Origin of the sequence: Streptococcus ferus DSM 20646 (assembly GCF_000372425.1) — a bacterium.
GTDB lineage: Bacteria > Bacillota > Bacilli > Lactobacillales > Streptococcaceae > Streptococcus > Streptococcus ferus.
The window spans coordinates 429808-449477 of sequence record NZ_AQVD01000001.1 but is presented as its reverse complement, the minus strand read 5'-3'; the positions used below and the strand labels follow the sequence as shown (position 1 = coordinate 449477).

19 protein-coding genes and 1 pseudogene are annotated in these 19670 nt (G+C 41.5%); 2 read left to right on the top strand and 18 right to left on the bottom strand.

Annotated features, from left to right (window positions below):
- Position 1: 1 nt before the first annotated feature.
- The 10 genes from A3GY_RS0102275 to A3GY_RS0102230 all read right to left on the bottom strand — a co-directional run bounded on the left by A3GY_RS0102275 (position 2) and on the right by A3GY_RS0102230 (position 9981).
- Positions 2-634, bottom strand: a complete 633-nt coding sequence (locus A3GY_RS0102275) for an ABC transporter permease (RefSeq protein ID WP_018029780.1) — start codon at positions 632-634, stop codon at positions 2-4.
- A complete protein-coding gene (locus A3GY_RS0102270) occupies positions 634-1785 on the bottom strand; it encodes a betaine/proline/choline family ABC transporter ATP-binding protein (protein ID WP_018029779.1) in 1152 nt (383 codons plus the stop codon). The genes A3GY_RS0102275 and A3GY_RS0102270 overlap by 1 nt, the downstream gene beginning before the upstream one ends.
- Before the next feature lie 169 nt (positions 1786-1954).
- A complete protein-coding gene (locus A3GY_RS0102265) occupies positions 1955-2725 on the bottom strand; it encodes a DUF3307 domain-containing protein (protein WP_018029778.1) in 771 nt (256 codons plus the stop codon).
- Positions 2718-3389, bottom strand: a complete 672-nt coding sequence (locus A3GY_RS0102260) for a SatD family protein (protein WP_018029777.1) — start codon at positions 3387-3389, stop codon at positions 2718-2720. Before A3GY_RS0102260 ends, A3GY_RS0102265 begins: the two co-directional genes overlap by 8 nt.
- Before the next feature lie 147 nt (positions 3390-3536).
- The gene (gene ffh / locus A3GY_RS0102255; RefSeq protein WP_026161884.1) at positions 3537-5099 is read right to left on the bottom strand and encodes a signal recognition particle protein; all 1563 of its coding nucleotides are present in this window, start codon (positions 5097-5099) and stop codon (positions 3537-3539) included.
- 30 nt (positions 5100-5129) lie between these two features.
- The gene (locus tag A3GY_RS0102250; RefSeq protein WP_026161883.1) at positions 5130-5462 is read right to left on the bottom strand and encodes a putative DNA-binding protein; all 333 of its coding nucleotides are present in this window, start codon (positions 5460-5462) and stop codon (positions 5130-5132) included.
- A gap of 82 nt (positions 5463-5544) precedes the next feature.
- Positions 5545-7263: an ABC transporter permease/substrate binding protein gene (locus A3GY_RS0102245; RefSeq protein ID WP_018029774.1), complete on the bottom strand. Its 1719-nt coding sequence runs from the start codon at positions 7261-7263 to the stop codon at positions 5545-5547.
- A 9-nt stretch (positions 7264-7272) separates the two neighbouring features.
- A complete protein-coding gene (locus A3GY_RS0102240) occupies positions 7273-8481 on the bottom strand; it encodes a quaternary amine ABC transporter ATP-binding protein (protein ID WP_018029773.1) in 1209 nt (402 codons plus the stop codon).
- A 153-nt stretch (positions 8482-8634) separates the two neighbouring features.
- On the bottom strand, positions 8635-9267 hold the full coding sequence (locus A3GY_RS0102235; protein ID WP_018029772.1) for a GntR family transcriptional regulator: 633 nt from the start codon (positions 9265-9267) through the stop codon (positions 8635-8637).
- Positions 9268-9282: 15 nt separating this feature from the next.
- Positions 9283-9981 (bottom strand): GntR family transcriptional regulator, encoded by a 699-nt coding sequence (locus A3GY_RS0102230; RefSeq protein WP_018029771.1) that lies wholly within the window; start codon positions 9979-9981, stop codon positions 9283-9285.
- 183 nt (positions 9982-10164) lie between these two features.
- Here A3GY_RS0102230 and guaA point away from each other — a divergent pair, with 183 nt between their 5' ends.
- The gene (guaA, locus tag A3GY_RS0102225; protein WP_018029770.1) at positions 10165-11718 is read left to right on the top strand and encodes a glutamine-hydrolyzing GMP synthase; all 1554 of its coding nucleotides are present in this window, start codon (positions 10165-10167) and stop codon (positions 11716-11718) included.
- 113 nt (positions 11719-11831) lie between these two features.
- Here guaA and A3GY_RS0102220 read toward each other — a convergent pair whose 3' ends face one another.
- The 7 genes and pseudogenes from A3GY_RS0102220 to A3GY_RS0102190 form a co-directional block, all read right to left on the bottom strand.
- A complete protein-coding gene (locus tag A3GY_RS0102220; protein ID WP_018029769.1) occupies positions 11832-12299 on the bottom strand; it encodes a hypothetical protein in 468 nt (155 codons plus the stop codon).
- A 134-nt stretch (positions 12300-12433) separates the two neighbouring features.
- A pseudogene (locus A3GY_RS10440) lies at positions 12434-12922 on the bottom strand (site-specific integrase); the annotation flags it as partial.
- The gene (locus A3GY_RS0102210) at positions 12915-13541 is read right to left on the bottom strand and encodes a CadD family cadmium resistance transporter (RefSeq protein WP_018029767.1); all 627 of its coding nucleotides are present in this window, start codon (positions 13539-13541) and stop codon (positions 12915-12917) included. The pseudogene A3GY_RS10440 and the gene A3GY_RS0102210, both read right to left, overlap by 8 nt.
- 71 nt (positions 13542-13612) lie before the next feature.
- Entirely contained in the window at positions 13613-15451 is a 1839-nt protein-coding gene (locus A3GY_RS0102205) for a glycerophosphodiester phosphodiesterase family protein (RefSeq protein ID WP_018029766.1), read from the bottom strand.
- A 262-nt stretch (positions 15452-15713) separates the two neighbouring features.
- Positions 15714-16502 (bottom strand): ABC transporter permease subunit, encoded by a 789-nt coding sequence (locus tag A3GY_RS0102200; protein ID WP_018029765.1) that lies wholly within the window; start codon positions 16500-16502, stop codon positions 15714-15716.
- Positions 16499-17350 (bottom strand): ABC transporter ATP-binding protein, encoded by an 852-nt coding sequence (locus A3GY_RS0102195; protein ID WP_018029764.1) that lies wholly within the window; start codon positions 17348-17350, stop codon positions 16499-16501. Before A3GY_RS0102195 ends, A3GY_RS0102200 begins: the two co-directional genes overlap by 4 nt.
- A gap of 137 nt (positions 17351-17487) precedes the next feature.
- Positions 17488-17988: an NUDIX hydrolase gene (locus tag A3GY_RS0102190; protein WP_018029763.1), complete on the bottom strand. Its 501-nt coding sequence runs from the start codon at positions 17986-17988 to the stop codon at positions 17488-17490.
- Between the two features lie 168 nt (positions 17989-18156).
- On the opposite strand from A3GY_RS0102190, the gene A3GY_RS09590 reads away from it, so the two are divergent.
- Positions 18157-18579 carry a MarR family winged helix-turn-helix transcriptional regulator gene (locus tag A3GY_RS09590; RefSeq protein ID WP_081601029.1) on the top strand — a complete coding sequence of 141 codons (423 nt, stop codon included), beginning with the start codon at positions 18157-18159 and terminating at the stop codon, positions 18577-18579.
- Between the two features lie 28 nt (positions 18580-18607).
- Here the strand turns inward: A3GY_RS09590 and A3GY_RS0102180 are convergent, their stop codons facing one another.
- The gene (locus tag A3GY_RS0102180; RefSeq protein WP_018029761.1) at positions 18608-19570 is read right to left on the bottom strand and encodes a DUF1002 domain-containing protein; all 963 of its coding nucleotides are present in this window, start codon (positions 19568-19570) and stop codon (positions 18608-18610) included.
- Between the last annotated feature and the right edge of the window lie 100 nt (positions 19571-19670).

Here is a 19670-nt window from a genome sequence, read left to right as displayed (position 1 = left end):
CTCATACCTCCCTCTTCTGCTTAGGCGTGATGTGTTTCTCTAAAAGCCCCAGCAAATAGTCTGATACTAGAGAAAGTAAGATAACCGGAATAGTCCCTCCGATAATCAGCTCAGGCTGAAAAAGACTTAAACCGCTGAAAATCAAATCACCTAACCCTCCAGCGCCAATATAAGAAGCTAAGGTAGCCCAGGCAATCACATAGATGGCAGATAATCTGATACCCGTCATGATTACGGGCATGGCCAGAGGAAGCTCAACTTGAAAAATAGACTGGACAGGCTCCATGCCCATTCCTTTCGCGCTGTCTTTTAAAACAGGATCGACATTGTCCAAACCAATATAGGTATTGCGTAAAATAGGGAGGAGAGAATAAACAAACAAGGCGAGAATAGCCGGAAGTTTGCCGATACCAAAAAATGGAATCATCATGGCCAAAAGAGCCAGACTTGGAATGGTTTGAAGCATGCTGGTCAGTCCAATAACCAGTTTAGCTGTTTTAGGAAATCTTGTTAAGATAATACCTGCTGGAACAGCGACAAGGACACCAAGGATAAGGGCTATCGCAGAGATATAGATTTGTTCCCATGTTTTCAGCAGCAGCTGGCTGCCATACTGTTCTAAAAAAGCGTTCATCACTCTTCCTCCTCAGCTTCTTGAGAACCCCAGATGATATCGTACAGCATATCAACTAAGGAGGAGCGGGTCACAATACCTGTTAAGTGCTTATTTTTATCTACTACTGGAGCATATTTCAGTCCTCTTTTTAGGATCCGTTCGGCAGTATCGCGTAGCAAATCGTCTTCTTTCACATAGAAGCTAACCTTGGTCATGATATCCCTTACCAGAAGGTCTTTTTGATAGCGATGGCTCAAGGCTGATAAGTCAACCAGGCCAATCAAGGTCTTGTCATTTTCCGTCACTAAAAGAGAATCGACCCGTTTTTCTCGCATCAAACCAATCACTTCTGTCAAGGACTTGTCCGGAGTAATGGAGACTGGATTTTTTAACATGATGGATTTAACAGGCGTAACATCCGCTTTGGCATGAATAAGCCTTTCTTCCCCGATCATTTTTTCAACAAAAGGGGTTGCAGGATGACGCAACAAATCCGTTGGCGTACCTTCTTGAACCATGCGTCCCTTATCCATAACGATAATCTTAGTCGCCAACTTCAAGGCCTCATCCATATCATGCGTTACTAGGATAATGGTTTTGCCCATTTTTTCCTGAAGGGATTTGACCAAGTCCTGGATACCTTCGCGCGTGATGGGGTCCAATGCGCCGAAAGGCTCGTCCATTAAGATAACATCCTGATCTGCGGCAAGCGCCCTGATGACCCCGATGCGTTGCTGCTGACCGCCTGATAATTCTGACGGATAGCGGTCAAGAAAGTCTTCTGGCAGCTCCACGAGATGAATCAATTCCTTCGCCTTAGCTCGCTTCTTCTCCTCCGACCATTTTAATAACTTAGGCACAAGAGTAATGTTTTCATAAATCGTCATGTGTGGCATTAGGCCGATATTCTGGATAACATAGCCGATTTTTCGTCTTAGTTTGACAGGATTAAATTGCGCAATGTTTTGCCCCTTAAAGAAAACATCTCCCTTACTGGGTTTTAGCATCCGATTAATCATCCGCATTAAGGTTGTTTTTCCCGATCCACTTGTCCCAATGAAACAGACAAAATCTCCAGGGTTAATCGTTAAATTAATTTTATCCACGGCAGCATTATCGCCATAGATTTTACTCACATTTTTAAACTCAATCATCGGTTGATCTTCCATCTGCCATCTCCTCTTTAAACCAAATAAAACCTCTATCTAACGGATTAAAATAGTCACTTTTATTAATTGTATCACTTTCCTATGTCAAATAGGTTTTAAAAATGCTATTTTATGACGAAAAACCTCTCTTTAAATACATAAAGAGAGGTTCTGAGATAATTGAAAAAAACTAACCCAAACAGAGCGCATAAGCCATTAAAACGCTAATAATGCTAAACAAGGAACCAATGAGGTAGTATTCCGCAAAGGCCTGACTTTTGGAAATCCGATCAAAGCGGGCAATGGATTTGGCTGTGAACACTAGGCCAATGGCAGCATACTGGCCAAAAAGAAGAAAGATGCCCATAATAAGACGCTCCAGCTGTCCAATTAAAGCACCAGCCCCCTCAACAGTCCCTGCCGCTTCTTCTCCGACTGGCTGGTATTTACGAAAGAAAAGTTTAAAAAGAATATTGACAGGCTTACTGATAATCAACAGAAAGAGAAAAACATTGAGAACAGGGTAGGTTGGATAGTCAGACAGAGGGATATCGGTAATGACCATGAGACCTCTATAAGCTCCAAAAAGGCAGAAAATAGCCGTTAAATGCAATACCTGATCTAAGATGAAGATATATTTTTCCCAGCTCTCTCTCACCAAGCCTCTCTTAGTGATCAGGTATTTGATAAAATCGATAAGCACATGGGCTAGCCAAACCTTGAAAAAATAGCCTCTTAGTTCCGAATGCAGAAAACAGGCGGTCAGCAGTAAGGGGAGACCAACCCAAAATAGATGGATAGCCAAGGCTTTGAATTTTTGCTTCTTTTGGTCAGCTAGTTTCTGACTTTGCAAATGAAAATCCCCCAAGAAATGACAGATCAGAGCCAATGTCAAAGGAGCATTGACAGAAAGGTAGAAGGACACCGATTTGAATTGGGTTAAAAAAGACAGATCAGGCATGGTTTTCCTCCTTTCTGACGGCTTCTAAAAATAAGTCGCTCGCCAACGCCTTGTTTCTCAGATAAATTTTAAGTCCGCTGGCTTTTAAACGCTTGTTAAAGGCGCTGGGGCTGATTCCCAGCAAGGCAGCTACTTGTTTATGTTCAAAATCTTCCTGATAAAGCTCATTTTCCAACAAAACTTTTAAAATAGCTATTTGATTAGCTGTCCAACGAGATTTAATAAACTCGCAGGCGGCTGTTAAGGTATTTAGCCGAACGGAAGCCTCTTCATTCTCAAGACAAACTGCAATTTGAGTTGTTCCATAGTCATTTTTACGGTGAACCTCGTTAATCGCTTTCCTGGCATTCCAAAAAACAGGACCATCAGAGCCAATGCTTTGCTGGCGATTGATTTCTGTAATAACTTGCCCGGCACCAATTCCAAAACGGATGGTATGCGGCAAAAATCTCAGACTAATATCATCAATCAATTGGAAAATCCGTCCATCAACTTTCAACAGTGCCTGAAATTCATCACCAGTTGTCACTGTGAAAGGGGAAACGATTATCTCTTGATAGTTTTGATTGATATCTTCCATTAAGCTCAATAGAGCTTCCTGTATTTGTGAGCGATTGACTAACTTTTTAGAGGAAACTAAATCTCCAATAAGTGCTAGATACATAGCGACACCTCCTGTAATTTCCATTATAAAGGAAATTAACTAAAATGTCCATTATAAAGGAAATTTTTAGAAATATCTGTTTTTGGGGAATTTTCTTGGTGTTATCCAAAATAAGTTTACATAATAATTATTATGTAAACTTATTTTTTACTTACGCTTCTTCTTAGCTTTTTTCATTTTTTTAGCCATCCGTTTCATGGACTGTTTCATGGCAAATTCGCCGACTTTCCCCTTCAAACCGCCACCTAACATTTGGCTCATGTCAGCAGGCATCCCAGCTCCGCCACCAAGCGCAGACAAATCTGGCATGCCGCTGCCCTGTCCCATCATCCCTTCTAAAGCGGATGTATCCATATTTTTAGGCATGTTATTAGGGGTGAGCCCCATCTGACGCATCATCTTAGTCATATCGCCAGACATAACGCCCTGCATCATTGATTTCGCTTGATTGAAATCTTTGATGAATTTATTGACCTCAATAAAGGTATTACCTGAACCGGATGCAATACGACGGCGGCGACTCGGTGTCAAAAGTTCTGGATTTTCACGTTCAGCAGGTGTCATGGAAGAGACAATCGCACGTTTACGGGCAACTTCTTTTTCGTCAATCTTAACATTCTTAAGGGCTGGATTATTAGCCATTCCAGGAATCATCTTCAGAATATCTTCCATCGGCCCCATATTCTGAACTTGATCTAACTGGTCGATGAAATCATTGAAATCAAAAGTGTTTTCACGCATTTTCTCAGCTAATTCAGCTGATTTTTGCTCATCATAATCTTGACTGGCCTTCTCTATCAGGGTCAGCAAATCACCCATCCCCAAGATACGTGACGACATTCTATCTGGGTGGAAGGTTTCGATGTCTGTGATCTTCTCACCCGTACCTGTGAATTTAATTGGTTTTCCAGTAATCTGGCGAACCGAAAGGGCTGCTCCTCCACGCGTATCCCCATCAATCTTGGTCAGAACAACGCCAGTAATTTCCAGCTGCTTGTTAAATTCAGCAGCGACATTAGCAGCTTCCTGACCAATCATGCTGTCGACAACCAAGAGAATGTCATGAGGTTGAGCCAGTGCTTTGACATCACGCAACTCCATCATCAATTTTTCATCAATCTGCAGACGACCGGCTGTATCAATCAAAACATAGTCATTACGATTAGCTTTGGCCTGAGCCAAACCCTGACTGACAATTTCAACTGCAGAATGTTCCGTTCCCATCTCAAAAACAGGAACATCAATCTGCTCTCCCAGTGTTTTTAATTGGTCAATAGCTGCAGGACGATAAATATCAGCCGCAATCATCAAAGGACGAGCCTTGTTTTCTTTGACTAATTTATTAGCCAGTTTCCCAGCAAAGGTGGTTTTACCCGCCCCTTGCAGACCTACCATCATGATAATGGTTGGAATTTTAGGAGATTTTTCGATTTCTGCTGTTTCAGATCCTAAAATAGCCGTCAGCTCTTCATTGACAATTTTAACAATTTGCTGTGATGGATCGAGCGTGTCAATGACTTCATGACCGACTGCCCGCTCACGGACGCGCTTGATAAAATCCTTGACAACTGGCAAGGCAACATCTGCTTCCAAGAGAGCCAGACGAATTTCTTTGGTGACTTCCTGAACATCTTTTTCAGATAATTTACGCTTGCCTCGTAAATTTTTAAAGACGCCCTGCAGGCGTTCTGTCAAACTTTCAAATGCCATAATCATTCTTCTCCTATTGTAAATTAATCGTTAGTCTCGATTATCGATATTGCTTAAAATGGAAATTTGCTCTTGCAGATAGGGATCTTTCGGGTATTGTGCTGCTATTGCATCAAAAATCTCACTGCGGACGATGTAATCTGAGTACATGTGCAGCTTCATCTCATAATCTTCGAGTATTTTTTCAGTCCGCTTGATATTATCGTAGACAGCCTGACGACTGACACCAAATTCCTCAGCGATTTCAGCCAAACTGTAATCATCTGCATAGTAGAGTTCAATATAGTTCATCTGTTTATCCGTCAGAAGGGCTGCATAGAATTCAAACAGAGCATTCATGCGATTGGTTTTTTCAATTTCCATAACCATTATTCTACCATATTTACAAAGCTTTTAATAGTCAAAACAAACCAAAAAGCCGTCCCCAAGTGACAGCTTTTTAGACTTACTCGCTCCAAGAATTTACTTTTTTGCTATTTTTATCAACCCATTTCTGGGCGGCTTTTTCTGGTGATGTGCCGTTATTGATGTCTAGCATAACCGACTGCATGTCATCCTGAGTCCAGTTGAAGTTATCGATAATCTTGTAAACTTCTGGCATATCTGATTTCAAGCCCTTACGCGCGATGGAATTGATATTCTCAGACGTTCCAAAATCTTCCTTGGAATCTTTAAGGTATTTCAAATCGTATTTGGCAAAGATCCAATGCGGAGACCAAGCTGTAATGACGATGTCTTCTTTATTCTTAATCGCTTTGCCTAAAGAAGTTGTCATCGCACCCGTGGAAGATGACACTAGCTGCCAGTCCGAAAGATTACTATAATCCTTAAGGGCGTTTTCAGCAGCCTTCATGATCCCTGCACCAGGCTCAATACCTGTTATTTTTTTATCTGCCTGGTTACTTAAGTCATCAATGCTGTCAACTGACATATAAGATGGAACAGCCAGACCTAATTTGACACCTTTGAGATTAGGTCCCAGATTAACCAAGTCTTGTTTGTACTTCTTATATTGGTCAGCGTGTGTATTGGGCAGCCAGGCACTGACTGTCGCATCAGCCTCACCATCAGCTACTGTTTGCCACATAATGGCGTTATCTAGTGGAATCATTTCTACCTTATACCCTTTTTGTTTTAGGACTTGAGCTAAAACATTCGTTGAGGCCACTTCAGAATCCCACTCAACATAGGCTAATTTAACCGTTTTTCCGCCAGCAGCTGACTGATTGTTAAGCAAAAGACGCCCTAGGCCGGCAAAGACAAACAAGGCAACAGCGACTAAACCGATTATTTTATTAACCTTGCCCCCTTTTTGCTGGCTTGTTCCCTGCTTGTTAATGGCTGTTGTAAATCGGTCCATAACAATGGCCAGAATAACCAAAGCCAAACCATTAACAAAACCTGACCCAATATCGGCATGCTGAAGCGCTGATAAAACGCCGCGCCCCAGTCCTGGTGCTCCAATCATAGAACCGGTAACTACCATAGACAGAGCCAACATGATGGTCTGATTAACCCCAGCCATAATGGTATTCTTAGCGAGAGGCAGCTCGACTTTAAAGAGCTTTTGACTTCCGGTACTTCCGAAGGCATCAGATGCCTCGATTAACTCCGTCGGAATTTCGCGAATCGCAAGATTGGTAAACCGAACCGTTGGCGGTAATGCAAAGATAACCGATGCGAAAACACCCGGCACAATTCCGATACCAAAAAAGGCGACCGCAGGAATCAGGTAGACAAAGGCAGGCATGGTCTGCATGAAGTCTAAGATAGGGTTGATTATCTGCTTAACCACATCGTTTTTGGCCATCCAGATTCCCAAGGGAATTCCGATAATGATAGAAATCAGACTAGACACCAGCACCAAGGTGAAGGTGTTCATCAAATCATCCCATAATCCCTGATTATAGATAAAGAGAAGCCCTAGCAAGGTAAAGGTCGGCAAGCCCCACTTCTTTTTCCCTAAAAAGTAGGCCGCAACTGTCACCAGCACAATCAGTAAGAAAGGACTGATGAATAGGAGGGTATCTGTTATACCGTTCATCGCAAAATTTCCAATTGACTGAATAACATTGAATAAAACGGCAAAAGTATCCGTCAGCCAATCGGTGGCTTTTTCAACCAATTCCGCTACAGGTAATTTTCTTTGTAATATAGTTTCCAAAACGTTTTTCTAACCCCTTTCCTGTTCTTCTTCTGCATCATCTCTTGTATTGGCCAAGGCTTCAATGACTCGACCGCGAATAATAACTCCCAGAAGTCTATTATTGTCATCCGTTACAGCAATAGGAGCCGATGAATCGTAAATCAATGGCATGATGTCTGTAATAACGGTATCTTTAGACACCGTCCTGACATCTCGATCAATCACTTCTGACAAAGGCAGCTTTTTCTTACGTGCCTCAATGGCAGCATCTGCGGTCAACGATCCTAGTAGCTGGCGGCGACGGTTGGTTGCCATCAGCATACTGACCTCCTCATTATGCATACGTGTCAGCGCAACCTGAGGACCATCAATTTCAATGGTCGTTGTCAAAGGCTTAATCATGATATTTTGAGCGGTCAATACCTTAGAACGGTCAACATCTTCAACGAATTCACGGACAAAATCATTGGCAGGTTTGGTCAAAATTTCTTCTCCTGTTCCAATCTGCATGATCTGTCCATCCTTCATTAAGGCAATACGATCTCCTATGCGCAGGGCTTCATTGAGGTCATGAGTGATAAAAACGATGGTTTTTTGCACACGATCCTGCAAGTCTAACAGTTCATCCTGCATTTCTTTGCGAATCAGAGGATCTAGAGCTGAGAAGGCTTCATCCATCAGAAGGATTTCAGGATCATTAGCCAAAGCTCTGGCTAAGCCGACCCGCTGCTGCATCCCTCCAGAGAGTTGGCTAGGATACTGGTCTTTAAAGGCGAGTAAGTTAGAATTTTCGAGTGCCTGCTCAGCCAGTTTAAGGCGCTCCTCTTTCGGTACCCCTCTAAGCTCCAGACCAAACTCGGTATTCTCCAGGATAGTCTTATGAGGGAACAAACCAAAATTCTGAAAAACCATATTGACACTGTGGCGGCGGACATGACGAAGCTCCTCAGCATTCATCTTAGAAATATCCTTACCATCCAGATAAATATCACCTGATGAAGGCTCTATCAGGCGGTTTAGCAAACGCACCAAAGTTGATTTACCGCTGCCTGACAGTCCCATTATGACAAATATCTCTCCTTCATTGACATCGAAACTGGCATCATAAACCCCGACAGTAGCTCCTGTTTTCTCTAAAATCTCTGTTTTGGATTTCTGCTGCTTAATCATTTCAAGGGCAACTTTTTGCTTTTTACCAAAAATCTTGGTTAAATGTTTTACTTCAAGCTTTTTCAAAACAAGCCTCTTTCCAATTTATTTTAATAAAGACAAACAAAATGCCTTTTCATCAGTATTCTTATACAGACCACACCATTATAACAATATGTGGTCGGTTTTGTCAAAAATAAAACAGACTAATCTGTCTGCTTAATGTTGTATTTAATCATTTTATGGGCTCTCAAAGAAGTTTTTGACCCTCGAAAAAGCCAACTCATCTCCAATAAAATAAATGGTGTCCCCACTCTGGAGAGTGGCGTATGGTCCTGGAGAAAGCAAGAGCTCTTCTTGATGTTTCAGAGCAATAATGGTTGCCCCTGTCTGATGCCAAAAATTCAATTCTGAGATACTTTTATTGATGTTAGGACTTCTTTGATCTAAGACCAGCTCGAAAGGCTCAAAGGGAAATTTTTTATGCATCAGGGAAGACTGAGAAAGAAATTGATCCAAGAGCTTGGACATTTTTTCCAACTCCTGCTTCTGCCGACTGATGCTCTGATTGAGGTCATTTTTCGTTGATTTCAAAACAGTGGTTGTTTCAAACTGCTCCAAGAACTCTTGCGCCTTTTCCCTGGAGGTGACAACCACACCACTGCCGGGCTTGACCCTGACAATGTCTAGATCATCCAGCACATTGATGGCTTTGCGGGCCGTTTCAGGAGATACATTGAAATTGCTGGCAAGAGTGGAACGCGATTTGATCTTTTCACCGACCTGATATTTCCCATCCGCAATCCGCTGAGCAATTCCGATAGCAACTCTCTGATAGCGAGGATTGCTGATCATTCTTTCTTTTGCTTCCATGCTATCGCCTTTCTTCTAATTATTTTCGAGATAAAATTCAAATCGACCGCCGACGTACTGGCTGCGAACGTACTCAAAAGGAGTTCCGTCATCTAGATAAGAAACTTGGGTCAAGGCTAAAATTGCCTGCCCTTTGGAAATATCCAGATAATCCGCTGTCGCCTGATCGGCAACCTTAGCGGAAATCGTCTGCTGACTTTTTCCAATGGTAAAGCCATTATCCATTAAAGTTTGAAAGAAATGCTCAGTAATATCCTTTTTAGCAAAGGGCTTGATAATACGTTCAGGAACAGCCGCAACCTCAAAAACGACAGGAATGTCATCCGCAAAGCGGACACGTTCCATTCGAATAACATAGGAATTAGGCTGGATATCAAGGTGCTTGACTTCTCGATCATTGGGGTGGACGCGGTGATAGGAAATAAGTTTACTGGAGGGCTTTTTCCCCTGGGATTTGACAATCTCCGTAAAACTCGTCGTTCCACGCATTTTTTCCTGAACACGACTACTAGCGATATAGGTCCCGCTCCCAACACGCCGCTCCAAGATACCCTCTTCAACCAAAAGGGTCACCGCCTGTCGAAGCGTCATCCGACTAACAGCAAAATGATCAGACAAGTCCCGCTCACTAGGCAGACGATCCCCGATTTTCCATAGGCCATCATCAATTTCTTTTTTAATTTGGTCGTGAATACGTATGTAGGCTGGTAGCATGCATTCTCCTAAGCTAAAGGCTTATTTTGCTCTCATCTTATCAAATTTTTGGCAATATTGCAAAAGTTGATTTAAGAGATGCTCAAAGCAGCTTTTGCTAAAAGCTGCTTTCAATTTCCCTAAAATATGCTAAAATAAAAGAGTTAGGTCTTGTCCACAGCAACCTAAAAAGAAAGGGAAACGATGACTGACATAAAAGACATTCAAAAAATTATTGTATTAGACTACGGCAGCCAGTACAATCAGCTGATTACCCGCCGCATCCGTGAATTTGGCGTTTTTTCTGAACTGCACAGCCATAAGATTTCCGCTAAAGATCTGAAAAATCTGAACCCAATAGGGATTATCCTCTCCGGTGGTCCAAACTCTGTTTACGATGAGAACTCTTTTGGGATTGATCCAGAAATTTTCGAGTTAGGCATTCCCATTTTAGGAATTTGTTATGGGATGCAGCTTTTGACCCATCAGTTAGGAGGGAAAGTCCTCCCTGCAGGCGATGCTGGTAATCGTGAATACGGTCAGTCTCTGCTGACACAGACAGGCAAATCCCCTCTTTTTGCCAATACACCTGAGAAACAGATTATCCTCATGAGTCATGGTGATGCCGTTACAGAAATTCCTCAGGGATTCACTAAAATTGGCGACTCCGAAGACTGTCCTTTTGCTGCTATCGAAAACAGTGAAAAGCATTTCTACGGCATTCAGTTTCACCCAGAAGTTCGTCATTCAGAGTATGGAAATGATATTCTGCGCAATTTTGCCCTCAATATCTGCGGTGCTAAAGCCGACTGGTCGATGGGAAATTTCATCGACCTTGAAATCTCTAAAATTCGTCAGACTGTCGGCAATAAAAAAGTTCTCCTAGGTCTTTCCGGCGGTGTTGACTCCTCTGTTGTCGGTGTCCTGTTACAAAAAGCTATCGGTGACCAGCTGACTTGTATTTTCGTTGACCACGGACTGCTTCGCAAAGGAGAAGGCGATCAGGTCATGCAAATGCTGGGAGGTAAATTCGGGCTTAACATTATCCGTGTGGATGCCGCTAAGCGTTTCCTGGATTTATTAGCTGGTGTTTCTGATCCAGAGAAAAAACGCAAGATTATCGGAAATGAATTCGTCTATGTCTTCGATGACGAAGCCAGCAAGCTCAAAGACGTTGATTTTCTGGCTCAAGGCACTCTCTACACTGATGTGATTGAATCTGGTACCGAAACGGCACAAACCATCAAGTCTCATCACAATGTGGGCGGATTACCTGAGGATATGCAGTTTGAATTGATTGAACCGCTCAACACCCTCTTCAAGGACGAAGTCCGTGCTCTTGGTACTGCTCTTGGTATGCCTGATGAAATTGTTTGGCGTCAGCCTTTCCCTGGCCCTGGTCTTGCTATCCGTGTTATGGGCGAAATTACCGATGAAAAATTAGAAACCGTCCGTGAATCCGATGCTATTCTCCGTGAGGAAATCGCTAAAGCCGGCCTAGACCGCGACGTCTGGCAATACTTCACCGTCAATACCGGTGTGCGTTCCGTTGGCGTTATGGGCGACGGTCGTACATACGACTACACTATCGCTATCCGTGCGATCACTTCCATTGATGGTATGACGGCTGACTTTGCCAAGCTCCCATGGGAAGTCCTCCAAAAGATCTCTGTCCGCATCGTCAATGAAGTTGAGCATGTCAACCGCATCGTCTACGACATCACCAGCAAACCACCAGCAACAGTGGAGTGGGAATAGATTTTATTACTTCATAAACCGCATGAGACCAGTTGTTTCAGAGGTTTTCTTTTACCGATAGCACCAATTTAGCACCAATAAAGAAAAACTACCACGATATATGGTAGTTCATTTTAATTTAAATGACATATTTCCCGCATTTCACTTTCTGTTAAATCATGTTCGCAAGGGATATAATTCAAGTCTTCTTTACTCTTTAAATCACTAGAATACAGTATCCAATTTCCAAATCGGAACATTGTTAAATCATTTGGCTTAGCTCCTGTTTCTGCTTTTCCCGACATTAAATAATCATAATCAATAAACACAACTGGATATTCAGACAAAGCGTTCTCTAGTATATCCCACTCTTTTAATAATATTATATTGTCTGATTGAATAGCAATACGAACCACTTTATCTTTTCTTTCATGTGTAAGTGGATGTGTATATTCTCCATATAAATAAACTTTGACGAAGTTCAACGACTTAGCTAAATCAAAAACAATAGACCGAATGTTATCTATATCATTCAACCAATCATCATAATACAAAAAATCTTCATCATCCCATAAATCTTCAATTTTACCTGATTCTATCATGTACTATTCTCCATTTATAAATTTGTGAAAATATTATATCACTGTCAAAATAAAAAATACAGTAAACTTTCGCAGTTCACTGTAACAGCCCACATTTTTAAAAACAGACTTTGCTAGTTTTTAAAAATTTAGGACTATAATTTCAAAGTATGCTGATTACCATTAAACTTACTTTTTCTAACATTGTTGTTGTCTGCCACTACTTGTCCTGTCATACGATTAGCAACTTCTTTCATAGCATTAGGGTGAAGATGAGAGTATGTCCCAAGCGTTGTCTTAATATCAGCATGACCTAGACGATTTTGCATTTCTAAGTCATTCATACCAAGCGAAAGCATAAAACTAGCATGAGAGTGCCTTAAATCATGAATACGAATCGTTTTTATGCCTATAAACTCACTATGTACTTGTAGAACACGTTTCAATGTTGATTTTACAAGTGGAGCGTCTGCCAGAGAAAATACAAATCTGCATTTTCCTATTTAAGCTTGTGCATGTTTCCAGTACTTCAAATGCTCTAAAGTATCGTCATCAAGATACAACAACCTAATACCTGATATAGACTTTGTATCTGTAATGTACCACTCTTTTTGATTTTTATAATACATTGAGCAATCAATCAAACAGCCTTTTCAACATTTCCAGTAAATGGGATAAACTGCCATTCTCAGCCAAAATATAAAAACCTAAGGAGATAAAGACCAAGGGAACAATTATTTTTTCATAGCGCTCAATGATTTCCGAAATCTTGGGCGCCTTTGCCAGATGATAACTGATTTGGCAAAGAAAAAAAGTACCAATCCCAAAGACAAGCAGGACCGCAGCGACTTCTAGAGAGGAAAGGCTTGCAAAATAAGGAATATAAACGCCCAGATTATCTCCACCAGATGCTAAGGTTAGCAAGGTCACAACCAGACTCATCTCCAAGAATTTCTTCCCTGCCACCTTCTCTTCAACGGCTTCCTCCTCAATCTCTTCATCTCTGAAGATAGCTCTGATTCCAATGTAAATAGGAACGACACCCAGCAGCCCAATTAGCCATTCTTCAGGAACCAGAACAATGACAAAACGTACTGCCAAACTAAGACAGACTAGAAGAGCTGTCCCTAAATACTGTCCCAAAAGGATACTCTTTTTCAGATGATCTGAAGACAATGTTCCGAAAAGAATTGTCAACAGAACGATATAGTCAATACTAGTAGAAACAAAGATCACAAGGGACGACAGTAAGATTTGCCACACGTCTTTTTCTCCTTCTCTTTTTATACCTAATCCTCAGAGCAACTGCACAGCTCCCAGTTGTAATGGTTCAGCTAAAATATCAGCAAATTGTCCAGCAAGACTTCTAAATCGGAACGCTTTTTAGAGGTCTCAACGGCTTTCTGAACATCCTTCACATAATCAGTGATGACTCCATCGGCCTGAGAATGGATAAAGGTGTTGATGGACTCTTCGGTATTGACTGTCCAAACGATAGCCTTCTTGCCTGCCGCCTGAACTTCTTCTATCTTTTCTGGGGTTGCTTCGCGCTCTTCCATAATAAGATAATCGCCCTCTAAGTCTTTTAGATTACCAGTTGTAAAATAGTACAGATAGCCTGTTTTCATTTCCGGATAAGCCTTCGTCATATACTGAATAAGCGAGTAGTCCAACGATAAAAGGACCGTCTCCTTCACCATATCACGCGCTTTAATCATTTTAACGACATCATCTACCATCTGCTTATCGGCCGTTTCACCTTTAAGTTCTACCAATAAATTGATTTTCCCTTTAGCCGTATCTAAGGTCTCCTCCAAACTGGCTACAGGCTGAGGCGATTTTCGAGAATCAAAAGCATTTGTTACCCGAAGTTTTTTAATCTCACTATAGGTCATCTCTTGCGCTTTCTTATCGACACCCGTCAGTCTTTTAAATGTTGTATCATGATTGAGAATATAATGATTATCTCTCGTCCTCTGAACATCGATTTCTACACCGGCAACCTTTTCCTGGATCGCACGTTCAAGCCCCTCTATCGTATTTTCCGCTCCTAAATCACCTCCACCTCTATGGGCAATAATCTCGACTTGATGCGACTGCGCAAAAATAGCCTTAAAATGTGGTGCCGTTATTACTGCGAAGCCAGCATTCACTAGAATAATCAATCCAAGAGAGAGTGTGACTAACAACATCTTCCCCCATGTTTGCAGCCGACTGCCGGCCGCATCCTTCCCCTTGCCTAGGCCTCGGTTCCCAAATAGCAGACGGACCTCGATTCCTTCCTCCTTCTGATAGTGATAAAAAAGTCTGGTAATCATTCCTACCATCAGCGGAACACCCAAAAAGAGCAGATAAGCCAGTAACTCTGCAACAATCAAGACGGAAAAAATCAACCATGACTTTTGGGAGAAAACCCCAGAGACAGCAGATCGACTAAGAAGCCATAACAATCCGACTGTAAGAGCTAAAAGCAAAGCTCCAGACGATAAAAACTTGAGAATAGCAAGGAGATAGTCCTTCACAAAGGACTTCCAATGCTTAGCCATCAAGAGCCTTGAAGCTTTAAGCGCTTCTCCTACCCCCTTGTCCATGATAATGATATAGTGCAGCGTAAAGATATAGAGACAACTAAGGATAGTCAGCAGAAAAAGCGTTACCAGGTAAATTGTCAAGTAAAGCGGTGTGTTGAAGATGACTGAGCTGATAAAATTAGGAATGGCTAGATTCTGAAAAGGTGCCAAACTGATTCCTATCCCAAGCAAAGGCAGAACCAAGGCAACATAAAGTGCCAGCAGCAAGCCTCTCGGCGTGAAAAAGTAGCGGACAGATTTAAGGCCTACCACCAACATATCTCTGACCCTGATAGGGGTTCTCCCTTCTTCAAGAAGAGCAGACATGGCGATAAAGGCATTGATGTCTATCCCCAGAATCAGGATAACCACCAAAAGGCCCAAAACCAAAACAGCTACCCCCTGCCAACTCAGCAGAAAAGGCATAAAATCACCGCTGGAAATATTGGTTCTTCCTGTACTGCGAATCAGATAGTTGCTGAGAGCTGAAAAAACTGGAAAAACCAGCAGCCCCATAATCAGCTTAGACACCAGCTGATAGTGAGTATAAAGCCAAATAACCTTTCCTTGCAAGGCCATTCTCTCTTTAAGTTTTTTAAACATCCTTCATTGACTTTCTCATGTTTATTCTAACATTTTTAATAAATGCCTCTCTTATTATAGCAGATAATAGTATCGGCTACTAGGGGGATCAAATAACCAGGGAAAATAGATCATCCATTAGAAAAAGCCTTATCCTGACCTCCCTAAAAAGATACATTTAGACGCATGACCAAAACTGTTTTACATTACTGTTATATAGAAAAAGAGCCTCGGACAAAATAATCCCAAGCTCATCATACGCTTTAGTTTTTTATGGTCAGGCTCAAACTTTCAAATCTCGTCTGCTGTTAATTGTCAAAGCTAGTAGATAGCTGATAACCGTCACTAAAACAGCTACGCCCATGCCGATAAACTCTAAATCAGCATGAGAAAAGATATCAGCAACATTGCTAAAGTAAAAAGGTGTCAGGTACTTGATAAATTCGATATCAGGCACGATACGGCACATAATATCAGCTAAATAAGCTATAATAGCAATCCCCATAGCTAACCCTACCTGTCTGCGTTTATTAAAAGCTGACAGCAGGAAACAGAAACTTGCGATTTCAATTTCCATCAGCAAGGTTAAAGCATGGTAAACAGCAAAATCTTCCATGTCAATCTTGCCATTGACAAAGAAGAAACTCACTACCTCTGCGCCAGTCGTGATAAGATTAAAGAAAAGCAAGAGGACAAGGAGGCTCATGTATTTCCAAACCAAGATATAAGAACGACGACGCGGAAAAGTGTAGAGGAATTCTGCAGTATGCTCTTCCTCTTCTTTGGATAGGATACTGATTCCGATAAGCGCCGCATACATGGCACCACCGATTGTAATAATTCGGGCAACCTCTGTTGCGTAATAGCCGTTAAGGGTGGAAATATTCAGTTTATCCATCCCAAAGGCCTTAGAAAAATCTCCCATCTGAGAAAAAGAGGCAGCAACGTCTTTCATCCCATCCGCCACACTCTCAAACATGAGAACAAGACCTGCCGAACAAACCGCTATGGTCAGGGACCAAATCAAGAGACTTTTTACATTGGCTTTTAATTCATGTCCTAGTAAGATCATGCCTTCTCCTCCTGATAAAAATTCATAAACAAGGATTCCAAAGATGGCTCCTCAATCAAGACATCATCCGGCTGCACTTCTTCTAATTGTTTGAGCAGATCCTTAGTTGAACCGGTATAGTCATAGGTCTTCTGTAGGCCGTCCTTCCAAACCGTCACCTTGCGTAAGAGGGTATGGGTAAGATGTTCAACATTATCAACCGTAACCATCTCACCTTCTTTAATAACGGCCACACGATCACAATAGTTTTTGACTTCCGAGAGATTATGGGAAGATAATAGACAAGTTGCGCCATTGGCACAGGCTTCTTTGATGAGTCCAAAGAAACGCTCCTGCATCAGCGGATCAAGCCCCGAAGTCGGCTCATCTAGGATAATCAATTCCGGCTGGTGTTGCAGGGCACAGATAATCGCCACTTTCTTACGGTTTCCTGTTGACAGATCTTCAATTTTCTTATGAACAGGAACATCCAAGAGTTTAATCAAGCGTTCTGCTTCTTCACGACAGTCCTTTCCTCGCATTTTAGCAGCCAGCTTAATAACATTTTTCACCTTCATAGCAGGATAAAACATCGCTTCCGAAGGCATATAACCAATATGATCCAACTCCTCAACCAAGTCATCATACTCATCTTCAAAAAGTGTAATTTCACCTTTTTGGTAGCCAATCAACCCTAAGAGGCAACGAATTGTCGTGGATTTACCGGCACCATTAGATCCTAAAAAGCCAAAGATTTCGCCTTTTTTAACATCAAAACTCACGTCTTTGACTCCAAAATGCTTGCCGTATTTCTTCTCTAGGTGTCTGATTTGAATGACATATTCATCATACTTCAGTTTTTCAACCATATTTATCTCCTTACTACTTACTGCAGTCCTTCATGATATTCTTCTGCCCTAAGTATAACAGAACTTTTTAGGAAAACAAGGTCAATTGAGTTAAGTTCATGAAAAATGACTTAACCCATTATGACCTTTCCTTATCTTTAATCTAATCCAAACAAAAGACGCAGCTCTGTTTCATGTCCTGGTAAGACTTTATGTGTAGCAAAAAAAGATTCTAGCTCTTCAGGTTTTACCCAGATGTGACCATCTGTTTCTCCTTCTTGGTAGACGATCGAATGCTTAGGGCAATCAGTTCTTGCCAAATACCGATCATAATGGCCATGGTGCTCAGGATTACTGTATTGATAAAGCAAGTCCAAACGATAAAGATCAAGCCCTGTCTCTTCTTTAACTTCCCTAATTGCTGCCTCTTGGGAATTTTCCCCTTTCAAAACAGAGCCGCCAGCGCTCGCTTCATAAAGGTTCGGATTGGACTCCTTATCAGCTGAACGGTGCATAAAGAGCAAAGAGCTGTCTTGATGAATGACCAATACGTCTACCACTAAATGAAAAGCATCCATTGTCGAAAAATTTTCCCTGATAATAAACTTATCAGGAATTAATTTCCTATTCTCATCATAAGCATCCCAAACTTCTGTCATTAATAGCTCCTCCATTCCATTTTAGTGGTTCACTCTAAGTTTACCACTTTTCTGCTAGAGAAAACATTAATTTCCGAATAACTTGTAATTACAAGTTATTCGGAAAACCTTCAACTTCCTTTCTAAAAAACACTTGTAATTACAAGTTTGTAGTGCTATACTTGATTTATGGAACAACAGAGCCTCTCAGAACTCATACGACACATCGCTATTTATCAGGAAGCCTTTATCTATCAAAGAATAAAGGAGAGCGGACTAACCACTGCCCAATCCCATGTGATCCACTTTTTGACTACGCAACCTCATGCACCTCAAAAGGAAATCGCTAGCTACTTAGGAAAGTCTGAAGCCACTACTGCTAACGTCCTGAAGCAACTGGAAAGAAAACAGCTTATTTTACGTTTCTCCCCCAAGCGTGATGAGCGTCTGAAACAGATCCTCCTAACGCCCAAAGGGAAGGATTTGGCTGAAAATGTGACAGAGGCTTTTAATCAACTAGATCATGTCAGCCCTCGCTTATACCGTCCTGAATTGGATAGCAAATTAGCAGAACTCTTGACAGAACTACTGGAGCATTATCAAAAGAGTTAGGATTCAACATCCTAACTCTTTTGATTGATTATTGCCCAAAGAGACTCTTGAAGAAATCAACTATCTGTTGCCAGATTCCTTTCGCTGTCTCTGTTGCTTTTGAAGCGTCAAAATTAAGATTAATATCGCTGAAAGTTGATTTTGCTTTTGATACAATACTATCTTTCAGATCATTTAGGGTAGACTGGAAACCTGAGTTCTTAATCACGTTACTATTAGACAGGTTGAAAGCAAAATTGACAATGATGTTAATCTGGCTGCTTGTCATCGATGATTTTAGGCCGTAATTGTCCAAAGTATCTTCAACAATCTTTTTAACATCATCCTTACTGAGACTGCTTCCTTTTTCGGCAACAGCAGATTTGATATCAGTCATCGCAACATTGAGTTTATCAGCATCATAGCCTTCTTTCCCTTGGTTGGCTGCGTTAATCTCAGAAAGAGCATTCAATTCCTCCTGAGCCAATTCCTTGCTCTCATCCGAAACGGTTGCTCCATTTTCCTCCAAGGAATAATAAATTCCTGCCAAGGCTGATTCTCCGGTAACGGCAATAGGAGCTGCTACTGAGATTTTAGCATGCTCGATTCCTAGGGTAACAGCTGCATTTCGATACATATCCTGTGTGACCTTGGTAATATTATCTGGTGTTACAATCTCAACGGTCAGCGTTTCTTTACTGCCTAATTTTTGAATTCTAACAGAAGAGTACAGCTGCAAGCTGCTATCATCTGCCACATTCATGATGGAAGCATAACTAGAGGTTGTCAGGGTTTTAATACTGGTATCTTTAGCCGAGTCATAGCCCAGAAGGTTCAGGGTCTCTGTCCGCTGACTGTCACTCAAAGAATAGCCTAGGACATAATCCGGCTGAACATAGGATTCATCGATGACATTCTGTACTGAATTGGAACTGCTGGCTTTCGCTGTCGTGACCAACAGCAAAGAAGCTGCTAATAGAGCTCCCCCTGCAAGTATTTTTTTGAATTTCATTTTTAAATTCCTTTCTTAAATAAAACACTTTTTCATCTCCTAGACTTCCATTATATCATAAGGTAAGTTGTTAAAAACACTAAAAACTGTAGACAGTGTT

Bases quoted from the DNA above. Each gene is read 5' to 3' on its own strand.
- A3GY_RS0102265 (WP_018029778.1), bottom strand. From the start codon at position 2,725: ATGCCTGATCTGTCTTTTTTAACCCAATTCAAATCGGTGTCCTTCTAC.
- A3GY_RS0102180 (WP_018029761.1), bottom strand. From the start codon at position 19,570: ATGAAATTCAAAAAAATACTTGCAGGGGGAGCTCTATTAGCAGCTTCT.
- A3GY_RS09590 (WP_081601029.1), top strand. From the start codon at position 18,157: ATGGAACAACAGAGCCTCTCAGAACTCATACGACACATCGCTATTTAT.
- A3GY_RS0102235 (WP_018029772.1), bottom strand. From the start codon at position 9,267: ATGGAAGCAAAAGAAAGAATGATCAGCAATCCTCGCTATCAGAGAGTT.
- A3GY_RS0102230 (WP_018029771.1), bottom strand. From the start codon at position 9,981: ATGCTACCAGCCTACATACGTATTCACGACCAAATTAAAAAAGAAATT.
- A3GY_RS0102220 (WP_018029769.1), bottom strand. From the start codon at position 12,299: ATGATAGAATCAGGTAAAATTGAAGATTTATGGGATGATGAAGATTTT.
- A3GY_RS0102205 (WP_018029766.1), bottom strand. From the start codon at position 15,451: ATGTTTAAAAAACTTAAAGAGAGAATGGCCTTGCAAGGAAAGGTTATT.
- A3GY_RS0102190 (WP_018029763.1), bottom strand. From the start codon at position 17,988: ATGACAGAAGTTTGGGATGCTTATGATGAGAATAGGAAATTAATTCCT.
- A3GY_RS0102260 (WP_018029777.1), bottom strand. From the start codon at position 3,389: ATGTATCTAGCACTTATTGGAGATTTAGTTTCCTCTAAAAAGTTAGTC.
- A3GY_RS0102200 (WP_018029765.1), bottom strand. From the start codon at position 16,502: ATGATCTTACTAGGACATGAATTAAAAGCCAATGTAAAAAGTCTCTTG.
- ffh (WP_026161884.1), bottom strand. From the start codon at position 5,099: ATGGCATTTGAAAGTTTGACAGAACGCCTGCAGGGCGTCTTTAAAAAT.
- guaA (WP_018029770.1), top strand. From the start codon at position 10,165: ATGACTGACATAAAAGACATTCAAAAAATTATTGTATTAGACTACGGC.
- A3GY_RS0102270 (WP_018029779.1), bottom strand. From the start codon at position 1,785: ATGGAAGATCAACCGATGATTGAGTTTAAAAATGTGAGTAAAATCTAT.
- A3GY_RS0102250 (WP_026161883.1), bottom strand. From the start codon at position 5,462: ATGGAAATTGAAAAAACCAATCGCATGAATGCTCTGTTTGAATTCTAT.
- A3GY_RS0102195 (WP_018029764.1), bottom strand. From the start codon at position 17,350: ATGGTTGAAAAACTGAAGTATGATGAATATGTCATTCAAATCAGACAC.
- A3GY_RS0102275 (WP_018029780.1), bottom strand. From the start codon at position 634: ATGAACGCTTTTTTAGAACAGTATGGCAGCCAGCTGCTGCTGAAAACA.